We start from the raw sequence: 12537 nt of genomic DNA, 5'->3' as shown, positions 1-12537 counted from the left end.
CCTCTGAGCTGGCTCGGGCGTCACCCAGAATAGGTCGATGCAGGAGTTTGCTTTGCCAAATAGAGCGGCGGTCTAGCAGATAATCTCAAAAATTCGCCGCGAACCAGCGGACCTGCCCGCCCCTGCGCCACCTGTCGCCGCGCCTGCGACACAGCGGCAGTTTCTTTTATTGTGAAACACTGAGCGTCTAATACCGCTCTCCACCCATTTAGGGCCGTTGGTAAGCTCACGCCAAATCCGTCCGGGCAAAATAGTGGCGGCAAAGCAAGTTAGCTGAACGCCCGGAAATCTGCAGCCAGACTTTTCAAGGCTCAGGAACGAGGGGCAAAATGGCGGTGGCTATCTAGACCAAGACGAGCGCCGCAGCCCGATCGTCCTCTCGACGAAGTCGGCAATCGCTGCCGTGTCGTCAAGGTCGAAGACGGGAAGCTCGGTCTCGGCGACCGGGTGGTCGGCGGCGATCGCGACGATATGCGGGTCGGTTGGCGCGAGCGGCTCGCGGTTCGCCGATTCCAGCCGGCGCGCCTCGATCTTCGGGATCGGTTCGCGCTTGTAACCCTCGATCAGCACCAGATCGCAGGGCGCCAGCCGCGCCAGGATTTCCTCGAAGCTGGGCTCCGGCGCGCCGCGCAATTCATGCATGATCGCAAAGCGGGTCGATGAGACGATCGTCACTTCGTGAGCGCCGGCCTCGCGATGGCGATAGCTGTCGGCTCCGACCTTGTCGATGTCGAAGTCGTGGTGGGCATGCTTGACGGTCGACACCACATGGCCGCGCCGGGTCATTTCGCTGACAAGCCGGACCATGAGGCCGGTCTTGCCGGAGTTCTTCCAGCCGGCGATGCCGAAAATCTTGGATGCGGTCATGGTTCTGAATCCTCGAGGCGGTTCAGCCATTGTTCAGCTTCTTCAAGCTGCTGCGGGGTGTTGACGTTGAAGAACGGGTCGAGCGGCCCCGCTTTCGTCGCGGCGAGCGGGAAGTCTACCGCGACCGATGGATGACGGGCGATGAACGCTCGGACCCGGCGTTTCTCATCGGTGCGGATCCAGGCATCGAGATCGTCGGCGATCGCGATGGGCCAAAGGGCGAAGAGCGGATGCATCTCTCCGAGAGACCAGGCGACGGCAATTTCGTTTCCGGTGACCAGCGACCCCTGAAGCCGAGCAGCAAGCGTGGCCGGGAAGAAGGGTGCATCGATCGGCACCGTCAGAACATGGCTTGCCGCGGGCGCGATCTCGCCGGCGTGTCGTAGGGCGGTTAGCACGCCGGCGAGCGCGCCGGGCAAACCGGGCATCGTGTCCGCAAGGACGGGATAATCGCCGGGCAAGGCGATGCCCGGATCGGCATTGAGGTTGATTGCAATGCTGGCCGCTTGCGGCGACAGTCGCTCGACGACGCGGGCGAGCATGGATTGCCCGCCGAGCATGACCGCCGCCTTCTGTTTGCCCATGCGCGACGACCGTCCGCCGGCGAGAATGACTGCGGGCGGGCGGGGGCTCGTCATCGCGGTGTTTCCGGCCATCCTTCAGCGTCCTCTATTCGAGCGGCCCGCCGGGAGAGCGCTGCGCCACCGGTCGGCGTCCGCGCAGGCTCTCGCGATAGAAAGTGTAGAGGCCCGAGCCGACGATAACGGCAACGCCGGCCAGCATCCAGCGGTCCGGCGTCTCCGAGAAGAAGACGATGCCGATGGTGATCGCCCAGAGAAGGCTCGTATAGCGGAAAGGGGCAACCACCGAGATATCGCCGTCGCGCATGGCGAGCACGATGGTCTGATAGCCGAGCATGAGGAGCACGCTGGCGCCGGCGAGATGGGTCAGAGAACTTGCGGATACCGGCTGCCAGCCGCCGAAAGGGACGATCAGCGCGGCACCCATCAGCGTCGTCACGAGTGAAGTCGTGACGGAGATGAAGAGCGACGGCACGTCGGCGCCGATGCGGCGGGTGCAGAGATCGCGTGTCGCGGTGAAGAAGACGCAGGCGACGACCGTCAGTGCGGCCGGCGTAAAACCTTCAGGCCCGGGCCGGAGCACGATCAGCACGCCGACGAAGCCGATCACGATTGCGCTCCAGCGCCGCCATCCTACCGGCTCGCTGAGAAACAGCGCGGCGCCGAGCGTGACCGCCAGCGGCAGGGCCTGCATGATCGCCGAGGCATTGGCGAGCGGGATGTGACCGAGAGCGGAGATGTAGGTCAGCGAGGCCAATGCCTCCATGGCGATGCGGAGCATGATCACCGGCCTGAAGACTGTGCGAACCGGGCGTAGCGCGCCGAAGCGGTGGGCGATTAGCAGTATCATCAGCGTCGTCATCAAGCCGCGCACGAATATGATCTGACCCGTGTTCATGACGCCCGTGACGGATTTGACGAGGGCGTCGTTGCAGGAGAAACCGGCCATGGCAAGCGTCATGAAGGCGATGCCGCGGATATTGGCTGAGGAATGCATTCCCGATGACCTTGGCTGAGGGCGTTCTGGGCGGGACCGGGCGAATCCGTCGAGGCGCCCTGTGGTAGAGCTTTGACGTCCAAAGCGCGCAAACTCAAGGACGTGTTTGCGTCGGAAGCGTTTTGACGCGCGGCAAACTCGCTGCGCGGCTCTCAAGGACGCACGCGGTGCGGGCGCAGGTGCTGTCCATTCGCGGAATCTTAAGTTTCGCTGCCTATCGTCCCGATGATTCCGCAGTCCAATCGCATGATGCGATCGGTGGCGACGGCCCGGAAACGCAGCAGCCGTCGATCCCAGGACTGCCAGCCGAAGCCAGGGAGGTGCTTCCGCCGGCAGTCGTCGATGCCTGTGCTGCCGCCAGCGGCCGCCAAGCACTCCAACCGCGCGGACATGTTCCTCATAACAAAATCGGGGTTCGCAATGTCTGTCATCGATCGTCTTCTGCAGCGCCTGCGCATCGTCACGAAAGTCCTCCTTTTCGTCGTTCCGCTGGTGGCCTTGATCGCCGGTATCGGGCTTGTCGGCTTCTTTACGGCCCGTACGCTCAACGGCCACATGACAGTGACCCGTGAAACCATCAACAATCTGTCGGATTTCCAGGCCCTGCGCACTGCGCTGCAGGACTTCCTGGACGATCCGGGCGAGGAAAGCCGCGGTCGGCTCGCGATGATGATCGACGAGCAGGAGGAGGGGGTCAGGTCGCTCGAATCCTTGCTGACACGGGAAGAGGACCGGGCGCAGATCGCCTCTGTCGTCGCTCTCGGCGAAGCGATGCGCAGCCAGACCGACAAGCTCTGGGCCGTTCAGGTCGAACGCGAGACGGTGACGAAATCGCTGGAAGCGGCGCTCGCCGAAATGACCAAGAACGGCAACGGCGCCTATAAGCAGATCGACATCCTTCAGGAGGAATCAGGCGAGAAGGAAGCCTTCGCCAAGGCGCTGCTCTTCGATGCGGCCGCCTATCAGGGGCTCGCTGAGCGAATCAAGAAGTTCCGCCTGCCGGTGACGATGGCCGTCAATCCCGACGCGAAGATCGAACAGGCCACCAAGCTGCTGCCGCACCTGATGAAGCAGATTGGCGAATCCGAGCGGATCGCCTCCGACCAGGTCAAGAAGCCGATCGCCGAGATCAAGGAGCAGGCGCAGAAGATCCAGGCGATTCTGGCCGGAGCACAGGATAACGAAGCGAAGAAAAACGCCTTCGTGCCGATCCTCAGCAAGTTCTCCAAATATGAAGCCGATTTCGCCAAGGAGGCTGCGAAGAATTCCGATACGGCCGCCAAGCGCTTCGTCAGCATGGACGGTGAAATTTCCACGTTGAAGACGCTGATCGCGCAGATGGACGACACGTTCAAGGGCCTCGCCAGCACCCGGCTGCACATCAGCGAACTGCACCGCAAGCTCGACGCGGCGAGTCGCACGCCGATCGTCGCCGACATCAACGCCGTTCGCGAGACGGCCGGCAAGCTGTCAGACCTCGGTGGCAAGAACGCCGCATTGCGCGACCTGCCGGCCAAGCTCGGGCCGTCGCTGGACGATATCGACAAGGGCAGCGCCGCCTTGATCGATGTGGGCGCCCGGTGGCAGGCCGCCAAGGCGGAAGCTTCGAGCCTTGTTGCGAAGGCGAGCGGCACGCTCGAGAGTTTCGTCAGCAGCGCTCAGGAAGCGGGCAAACAGGATAGCCAGCGTTCGGCGACAGTCTCGATCGTCGCCATGGTTGCCGGCACGCTGCTTGCGATCATAGGTGGGCTGATGCTCGTCGAGACGCTGCGTGGTCCGCTGAAACGGGTCACCGAAACCATGACCCGGCTTGCCAAGGGCGACCTTGAAGTGGCGATCGAAGGCCGCAATCGCGGCGACGAGATTGGCGACATGGTGCGTTCCGTCGCCGTCTTCCGCGACAATGCCTTGGAAAATATCCGGCTTGAGCGCGAAGCCCAGGCGGCCCGTACCCTGTCGGCCGAGGAGGAGGCGCGGCGATCCGCCGAACGCGCCCGCATCGAGGCCGAGCAGATGCAAGCGCTCAATGCGCTGTCGGACGTCCTTGCGCAGCTCGCCGCCGGCAACCTGGAAGAGGGTATGGCGGAGGATCTGCCGGCCGACTACGTGATGATGGCGCGGACCTACAACAATGCCGTCGACGCGCTCCGCGCGACGCTGACCGATGTCCGCCTCGTCACCGAGGAGATCACCGGCGGCACCGGCAATCTCTCGGCCTCGGCCGACGATCTGGCGCGCCGCACCGAGCAGCAGGCGGCAGCACTCGAGGAAAGCTCACGCGCCCTGCGGCAGCTCACCGAAATCGTCCGCACCACCGCCGAGAGCGCTCGCAAGACCACCGTTTCGGTCGACGAGACGAACTCCTACGCCCAGCATTCCGGTCAGGTCGTCGCCAAGGCGATCGACGCCATGGCGGAAATCAACCGCTCGTCGGAAAAGATCGGCACGATCATCGGCGTCATCGACGAGATCGCCTTCCAGACCAACCTCCTGGCGCTCAATGCCGGCGTCGAGGCTGCGCGCGCCGGCGAGGCGGGCCGCGGCTTTGCCGTGGTGGCGCAGGAAGTCCGCGAACTGGCCCAGCGCTGCGCCGGCGCAGCACGGGAGATCAAGGGACTGATCTCGGCAAGCTCCGCCCAGGTGCGCAGCGGCGTGGCACTGGTCCAGGAGACTGGCGATGCCCTGTCGGTGATCAACGACCATATCGGAACCATCCACCAACTGGTCGCCAATATCGAAGCCGCCGCCGCCGAACAGTATACCGGCCTCAACGAGGTCAACGCGGCCGTTCACGAGGTCGAACTGATCACCCAGCAGAACGCCGCCATGGTCGAGGAGAACACCGCGGAGATTCACGGCCTGCGCCGGCAGGTGGAGGTGCTGAACGAAAAGATCGAGCGGTTCAAGACCGGAACGGGCGGCCAGGATGTGCAGGGCCAATATCGGTCGACCTACGCCGCGTAGTTGGGAATTTGCCCCTCACCCTAGCCCTCTCCCCGCAGGCGGGGAGAGGGGACAAGGCGGCGGCATACCCCTTCGCCCCGCTCGCGGGGAGAAGGTGCCGGCAGGCGGATGAGGGGCAATATTCTCGCGCCGACGTCGCTTTAATGTCAGCCGCCGGTTACGCTCATGTGGCGGGCGACCGCCGGGCGGTTGTGCTCGCGGTCGATGATGAAATCATGGCCCTTCGGCTTGCGGCCGATCGCTTCGTCGATCACCTGGGAGAGATAGGCGTCGTCATCGGTGGCGCGCAGGGCGGCGCGCAGATCTGCGGCGTCGTTCTGGCCGAGGCACATATAGAGCGTACCGGTACAGGTGAGACGGACGCGGTTGCAGCTTTCGCAGAAATTATGGGTCATCGGCGTGATGAGGCCGAGGCGGCCGCCGGTTTCCGCCACCTCCACGTAACGGGCGGGGCCGCCGGTACGGTAGGGGATGTCCTTGAGCGTGAACTCCCTCTCGAGCCGCTCGCGCATCTCCGAGAGCGGCAGGTAGTGATCGGTGCGATCCTCGTCGATCTCGCCCATCGGCATGGTCTCGATCAGCGTCAGGTCCATGCCGCGGCCATGCGTCCAGCGGATCAGCTCGGGGATCTCGGCATCGTTGAAGCCCTTGAGCGCCACCGCGTTGATCTTGACCTTCAGCCCGGCCGCCTGTGCTGCATCGACGCCTTCGAGGACCTTCGCAAGCTCGCCCCAGCGGGTGATCTCGCGGAACTTGTCCGGATCGCGCGTGTCGAGCGAGACGTTGATCCGCCGCACGCCGCAATCAGCCAGTTCGGCGGCGAATTTCGAGAGCTGTGAGCCATTGGTGGTCAGCGTCAGTTCGTCGAGCCGACCTGCTTCGATTTCCTTGCCGAGTTCGCGCACGAGGAACATGATGTTCTTGCGCACCAGCGGCTCGCCGCCGGTGAGCCTCAGCTTGCGTACGCCCTTGGCGATGAAGGCGGAACAGAGCCGGTGCAGCTCTTCCAGCGTCAGAAGATCCTTCTTCGGCAGGAAGGTCATGTGCTCCGCCATGCAATAGGTGCAGCGGAAATCGCAGCGGTCGGTGACCGAGACGCGCAAATAGGTGACCATGCGGCCGAAGGGGTCGATCATCGGCGCGGTCATTCTGTCGAGCGGTCGTGCGTTGGTCTGGTCTATGGGGGCCGTGTTCAAGTCTGTTCTCCCTGCGCCCCCAATGTCGTGACCGAAAGAGGTCGCGTCAAGGCGCATAACGTCGCAAAGTGTTTTTCAAATATCGGGAAAGTCGCCTTCGGGAGATTTTCGCCGGTTCAATTCTGCTTTACTCAACGAGGGCCGAGAAACGGAGCATGACGATGAGTGAATTCTGGCCGACCGAACTGCGTGTATCGAAGGATCGCCACCGGCTGACGGTGAGCTTCGACGACGGCGCCACCTTCGATCTTGCGGCGGAACTGTTGCGCGTGCTTTCCCCATCGGCGGAAGTGCAGGGCCACGGACCGGGCCAGCGCGTGACAGTTCCGGGCAAGCGCAACGTCCAGATCATCTCGGTCCAGCCGACCGGCAACTATGCGGTAAGGATCGGTTTCGACGATTTCCACGACACGGGTATCTACACCTGGACCTATCTGCGCGAACTCGGCGAGACGGGCGAGGAGCTCTTCAGGGCCTATGAGCAGGAGCTTGCCAACAAAGGCATGTCGCGCGACAAATCCGAGAAGCCGCGCTGATCAGCCTTGTGCATGTCGCTCAAAAGTGTGCAGCGGTTTTGGGATGACGACATGCACAAATCAAAAGCTTAAAGCGCGCCTCGTGAATACGTTTGAACGCTTAGCTTTCGCGATCTGGAAGTTCGCTATCTTCCTTGAGCAGGGTCGAGATGATCCGCTCCATTGATTCCGCGACCTTCATGCAATCCTCGATCGGAGAGCCGGCGTGAGAGCTTTCGATCAGCGCCGTCTGGATTTCCATCGCCTCTTCGGTGAGTGCCCGGCCAGCTGCGGTCAGTGACAGCCGCAGCACCCGTTTGTCCTTGGCATCGCCACGGCGCTCGATCAGGCCGCGCCTTTCGAGCTGCGGCAGCAGCATGCTCATGTTGGAACGGCCGACGAGCAGCTTGCGCGCGAGTTCCTGCTGCGAAATGCCATCGAAGCGGTAAAGATTGATCAGGATGTCGAGATGCGGCGGCTTGATTTCCAGATGGACCAGCCGGCGGGTCAATGTCTGCTGCATCAGCTGGCAGGCACGTCCGACTGCGATCCAGCTGCGAAAGCGGGGATGCTCCCAGGGAAAATGGTGATCTTCGGTCGTCACTTGATTTTTGTTCATCCTTGGACAATTATGTTCATGCTTGAACATTAAGGGCTCGATTCACTATGGCATCCTTTGCAACCAAGGTCATCCGCCTCTCGCTCAAGGCCGTGTCGGCGGTCTCTCCCGCGGCCGCCGGCGAAATGGCATTTCGGATATTCTGCCTTACCCCAAACCGCAAGCCGAAGAATGGCAAGGAACGGGCGTTGCTGAGCGCTGCGGCGCCGTTGATGGAGCAATCGCGAAAAATCACGCTGTCTTTTGCCGGCGGCTGGGTGTTCGTCCGACACTTCCCGCGCCACGGAAGCGGCAGGGGACCACGCGTGCTGCTCACACATGGCTGGGGATCGCGCAGCGACTACCTGGCCGCGCTGATCGATGGCCTGCTGGCGGCGGGCGCCGAAGTTGTCGCGCTCGACTGGCCGGGGCACGGCGGTTCGCCGGGCCGCTCCCTGACAATGCCGCAGGCGGTGCGGGCGATCGATGCCGCATGGCGGCACTTCGAGGGTTTCGATGTCTGCATCGGCCATTCCTTCGGCGGCGCCAGCCTGGCCTGTGCGGCGGGGGGCGTGGTTTGCGATCTTCCTGCGCGTGTGCCGGGGAAGCTGGTGCTCATCGGCGCGCCCAGCGAGATGGCTTGGCTCTTCCAGGGCTTCGGCAAGATGATGGCGCTTGTACCGGCGGCGCAGGCGGCGTTCGAAGGCATGGTCGAGCGCCTGTCCGGCCGCGTCGAGAATTTTGACGCCGCAGGCGTCACGGCTGCGCTCAACAAGCCGGTTCTTGTCGTCCACGCCGAAGACGACAAGGAGGTCTCCGCCGACCATGCCCGCCGATACGGCGCGAGCGGCCCGCATGTCGAACTGCATTGGGCGAACGGCCTTGGCCACCGCCGCATCGTTTCCGCATCGCCCGTCATCGAGAAGATCATCGCTTTCCTTGGCGAAGGTCAGCAAACGGGGCATCTCAGGAAGATCGCATGATGCCGTCATCGGGACGTCATGCTATTCCGGCAAGGGACGGCGCTTCTGCGCAGGAGTGCATCGCCGGATCGGAGGACGAAGAATGACGATCATCAGGACGGTTGAGGAACTGAAGGCGCTTTACGGCGAAGCGGGCGAGGCATCGATCGTCAAGGTTACGCAGACGCTCACTGCAGAATACCGTCAGATGATCGAGGTCTCGCCGTTTGCGGCAATGGCGACCGTTGGACCTGAGGGTCTCGATTGCTCGCCCCGAGGCGACGATCTGTCGGTCGTCCGGATTGCCGACGACCATACCCTGTTGATGCCGGATTGGCGGGGCAATAATCGCATCGACTCGCTTGTGAATATCGTCCGCGACCCGCGCGTCGCGCTCCTCTTCCTCGTTCCCGGCTCGAACACCACTATGCGGATCAACGGGACGGCGGTCGTCAGTATCGATCCGGCCTTGATCGGTTCCTTCGAAGTCAACGGCAAACATCCGCGCACCGTCGTCGTCATCACGATCGCTGAAGTTTACTTCCAGTGCGCGAGGGCATTGCTGCGTTCGCAGCTGTGGAACCCGGAACGCTTCGTCGATCCGGCCTCGCTGCCGACGCCCGGCGCTTTGTTGAAGGCGGCAAAAGCCGATTTCGACAAGGATAGCTATGACCGGGAATGGCCCGGCCGCGCCGCAATGACGATGTGGTAGCCCCGGGTTAGCCCCGAAGCTTCGGGCTGTCAGCGACGATAGATCAGCCAGTTGCGACCGGAATCCTTGCGCATGCCTTCCTCGAAGAGAACCGTCCTGTTGCGCCCTGAACTCTTGGCTGCGTAGAGCGCGATATCGGCCTTGTGGTAGAGGTCGAGCGGATCGTCCGCCGCCGTTGCCATGCACACGCCGACGGAGAGCGTGATCGGGCCGTAGTTGACGCCGGTCTTGGAGTTCTTGAACGGCGTGCTTGCCAGAATGGCGCGGATGCGGTCGGCGGCCTGCAGGCATTCCTCCTGCGTGCTGTCGTTCAGGATGGCGGCGAATTCCTCGCCCCCGGTCCTGGCAACGAAGGCGTCCCGGCGGAGATTGGCGCGAATGACGGTGCCGACGGTGGAGAGGATCTTGTCGCCGACCGGGTGGCCGAAACTGTCATTGACCTTCTTGAAATGGTCGATGTCGACGACGAGCAAGCCCGTATAGTTGCGCATTTGCTCGTTGTTGTAGACCGCCGCGAGAGTCTCGTCGAAGGCACGCCGGTTGCCGAGCCGCGTCAGCGAATCGGTGTTGGCGATGCGCTTGTACTCATCGAGATCCTGGCGGATCGCTTCCATCTCGAAGGATTTCTGAACGACGGTCTGAACGCGCTCCTTGCCCTGATTCATCGTATCCGCGGTCGCTTCGCTCAGAATGTCGATCGCGTGGCGGAGGAGGTCGGCGCTCGCCGCACTCTTGCAGGTGATGTTCAGATAGGCCTCGTCGAGGACCTTGTTGTAGCTCTCGAGCGCGTATTGTTCGTCGCGCAGGAGCGTGACCAGTTCGCCAAGCTTTGCCGCCAGCGTGCTATGGGCGCGCTCGATCCCGCGCGAATGGTGGATGTTGCTGAAATAGCGCGCACCGATCGCATCGAGCTCTTCCTGCGTGGCGCGGCTGCCGAGCGCTGCAAGATCCTTCGACAATTGCGGGTTCGAGCCGAGATAGGCCTCGTAGTAGAGCTCATAATTGCGCGGAATCGGCGCAACGCCCATCATGCGCATTGCGTGGGTAATTTGCGCAGCGATATCCGGCGTCGGCGTCCTGTTCGAAGTTGCCGTCTGCATCTGCCAACCTTTAAAATAAAATTCAAATAGTCAGCTATTTTCTAGGGGTAAAAGCTTTGTGAAATCTTAATGTTTGCTTGGGTGCGTCGATGCAGTTCGAATGATTTGCATGAGGAGGCCGCGGCGCCGGCGGGCGACCGCGGCCTTTGATCTGTCAAGCGGGGCTGATCATCGTCTCGGGGCGAACGATCGCGTCGAATTCCTCGTTCGTCACATAGCCGCCTCCGACAGCCTCTTCGCGCAGGGTCGTGCCGTTCTTGTGGGCCGTCTTGGCGATCTTGGCGGCATTGTCGTAGCCGATCTTCGGCGCCAGCGCCGTGACGAGCATCAGCGACCGGTCGAGCGCAGCCTTGATGTTGTCTTCGCGGGCCTGGATGCCGACGACGCAATTGTCGGTGAAGGAAACCGCCGCGTCGGCGAGAAGCTGGACCGACTGCAGGAAGTTGTAGGCCATCAGCGGGTTGAAGACGTTGAGCTCGAAGTGGCCCTGGCTGCCGGCGAAGGTGAGGGAGGCGTGGTTGCCGAACACCTGGGCGCAGACCTGCGTCAGCGCTTCGCACTGGGTCGGGTTGACCTTGCCGGGCATGATCGAGGAGCCCGGTTCGTTTTCCGGCAATGACAGTTCGCCGAGGCCGGAACGGGGGCCCGAGCCGAGGAAACGGATGTCGTTGGCGATCTTGAAGAGGGCGGCGGCCGTCGCGTTGATCGCGCCGTGGCTGAACACCATCGAATCATGCGCGGCGAGCGCCTCGAACTTGTTCGGCGCCGAGGTGAAGGCGATGCCGGTGATTGCGGCGATTTCCTCCGCCACCTTCTCGGCGAAGCCGATCGGGGCGTTGAGGCCGGTGCCGACGGCGGTGCCGCCCTGGGCGAGCTCGCAGAGTCCGGGGAGCGTCATCTCGATGCGCCTGATCGAAGAGGCGACCTGTGCCGCATAGCCGGAGAATTCCTGGCCGAGGGTCAGCGGCGTCGCATCCTGCGTATGGGTGCGGCCGATCTTGATGATGTGGTCGAAAGCCTTGACCTTTTCTTCTAGCGCCTTGTGCAGGTGCTTGAGCGCGGGCAGCAGATCATGGATCACCCGCTCGGCGCAGGCGATGTGCATCGCCGTCGGGTAGGTGTCGTTCGACGACTGGCTCATATTGACGTGGTCGTTCGGGTGCACGGGCTTCTTCGATCCCATGATGCCGCCGAGCAGCTCGATCGCACGGTTGGAAATGACCTCGTTAGCATTCATGTTCGACTGCGTGCCGGAGCCGGTCTGCCAGACGACGAGCGGGAAATGATCGTTGAGCTTGCCGTCGATCACCTCCTGGGCGGCCTTTACGATGGCGTCGCCGATATTCGGATCGAGGCGGTCAAGCGCCATGTTGGCGCGTGCTGCCGCCTGCTTGACGATGCCGAGCCCCCGGACGATCGCCAGCGGCTGCTTTTCCCAGCCGATCTTGAAGTTGCCGAGCGAGCGTTGGGCCTGGGCACCCCAGTAGCGGTCGTTCGCCACTTCGATGGGGCCGAACGTATCTGTTTCCGTGCGCGTCGATGTCATCGTGATACCTGCCTTCGTGATGCGCTTCATCAAGCCGAGGCGAATATGCCGGTGTCGGCCGGTATCCTCCCCGGAGCCGGGCATCTCTCTGCCCCGGCGATGCCGGCTTGTAAAGGGCCGCAGGGACCGGCGGCGAGCTACAATCGGTTGAAAATTGTTGCAATGCGGTCGTTTTCTCAGGCGCGTGGGAGGCGTTGCACAATACGTGCGCGTCGCCTGCATTCCTTGTGGCCTTTCCGTCACAGAAGGGCGTCTTCATTTTCGACGCTGCCGGTGCCGCCGGGAACACCCAAGCGCAATCGCTTGGTGCAAAATAGATGCAAATCAGAGGCTTGCCGGCCTTCGCGCGCGAGACGGGGCCAACAGTTCAGGGCAGCTGATCGAAATCGAAGGCGGTCGTTTCCTTTTCATTCACCATCCTTTTCTATAAGTCTTCAGGCACGAGGGCGTGGCGAGAATCTGGCAGCGGCCGAATTCGGCGGCAACGCGATACGGGGAC

11 protein-coding genes are annotated in these 12537 nt (G+C 62.7%); 4 read left to right on the top strand and 7 right to left on the bottom strand.

The features are described 5' to 3' along the window. Positions 1-339 precede the first annotated feature (339 nt). The 3 genes from mobB to SS05631_RS08765 are packed head-to-tail and all read right to left on the bottom strand — an operon-like array spanning position 340 to position 2445. Positions 340-867 (bottom strand): molybdopterin-guanine dinucleotide biosynthesis protein B, encoded by a 528-nt coding sequence (gene mobB / locus SS05631_RS08775; RefSeq protein ID WP_083854253.1) that lies wholly within the window; start codon positions 865-867, stop codon positions 340-342. Further along, positions 864-1523: a molybdenum cofactor guanylyltransferase MobA gene (gene mobA, locus SS05631_RS08770; protein ID WP_037424244.1), complete on the bottom strand. Its 660-nt coding sequence runs from the start codon at positions 1521-1523 to the stop codon at positions 864-866. Before mobA ends, mobB begins: the two co-directional genes overlap by 4 nt. A 13-nt stretch (positions 1524-1536) precedes the next feature. Continuing rightward, on the bottom strand, positions 1537-2445 hold the full coding sequence (locus tag SS05631_RS08765; RefSeq protein ID WP_037424247.1) for a DMT family transporter: 909 nt from the start codon (positions 2443-2445) through the stop codon (positions 1537-1539). A gap of 420 nt (positions 2446-2865) precedes the next feature. On the opposite strand from SS05631_RS08765, the gene SS05631_RS08755 reads away from it, so the two are divergent. Further along, on the top strand, positions 2866-5409 hold the full coding sequence (locus SS05631_RS08755; protein WP_037424252.1) for a methyl-accepting chemotaxis protein: 2544 nt from the start codon (positions 2866-2868) through the stop codon (positions 5407-5409). Between the two features lie 146 nt (positions 5410-5555). On the opposite strand, the gene moaA is transcribed toward SS05631_RS08755, so the two are convergent. Further along, complete coding sequence (moaA, locus tag SS05631_RS08750; protein ID WP_037424253.1) at positions 5556-6605, bottom strand: GTP 3',8-cyclase MoaA; 1050 nt, start codon at positions 6603-6605, stop codon at positions 5556-5558. 161 nt (positions 6606-6766) lie between these two features. On the opposite strand from moaA, the gene SS05631_RS08745 reads away from it, so the two are divergent. Beyond that, entirely contained in the window at positions 6767-7141 is a 375-nt protein-coding gene (locus SS05631_RS08745; RefSeq protein ID WP_037424307.1) for a DUF971 domain-containing protein, read from the top strand. A gap of 100 nt (positions 7142-7241) precedes the next feature. Here SS05631_RS08745 and SS05631_RS08740 read toward each other — a convergent pair whose 3' ends face one another. Continuing rightward, entirely contained in the window at positions 7242-7739 is a 498-nt protein-coding gene (locus SS05631_RS08740; protein ID WP_037424255.1) for a MarR family winged helix-turn-helix transcriptional regulator, read from the bottom strand. A gap of 47 nt (positions 7740-7786) precedes the next feature. Here SS05631_RS08740 and SS05631_RS08735 point away from each other — a divergent pair, with 47 nt between their 5' ends. Continuing rightward, a complete protein-coding gene (locus tag SS05631_RS08735) occupies positions 7787-8701 on the top strand; it encodes an alpha/beta hydrolase (protein ID WP_037424256.1) in 915 nt (304 codons plus the stop codon). A gap of 82 nt (positions 8702-8783) precedes the next feature. After that, positions 8784-9392 carry a pyridoxamine 5'-phosphate oxidase family protein gene (locus SS05631_RS08730; protein WP_037424259.1) on the top strand — a complete coding sequence of 203 codons (609 nt, stop codon included), beginning with the start codon at positions 8784-8786 and terminating at the stop codon, positions 9390-9392. A 29-nt stretch (positions 9393-9421) separates the two neighbouring features. Here SS05631_RS08730 and SS05631_RS08725 read toward each other — a convergent pair whose 3' ends face one another. Then, positions 9422-10492: a GGDEF domain-containing protein gene (locus SS05631_RS08725; protein ID WP_037424262.1), complete on the bottom strand. Its 1071-nt coding sequence runs from the start codon at positions 10490-10492 to the stop codon at positions 9422-9424. 154 nt (positions 10493-10646) lie between these two features. Continuing rightward, positions 10647-12038 (bottom strand): class II fumarate hydratase, encoded by a 1392-nt coding sequence (gene fumC, locus SS05631_RS08720; protein ID WP_037424310.1) that lies wholly within the window; start codon positions 12036-12038, stop codon positions 10647-10649. Between the last annotated feature and the right edge of the window lie 499 nt (positions 12039-12537).

The sequence above is a fragment of the Sinorhizobium sp. CCBAU 05631 genome (assembly GCF_002288505.1).
Lineage (GTDB): Bacteria > Pseudomonadota > Alphaproteobacteria > Rhizobiales > Rhizobiaceae > Sinorhizobium > Sinorhizobium fredii_C.
The sequence above is the reverse complement of the archived record's forward strand: the minus strand, read 5'-3'. Positions and strand labels throughout refer to the sequence as shown.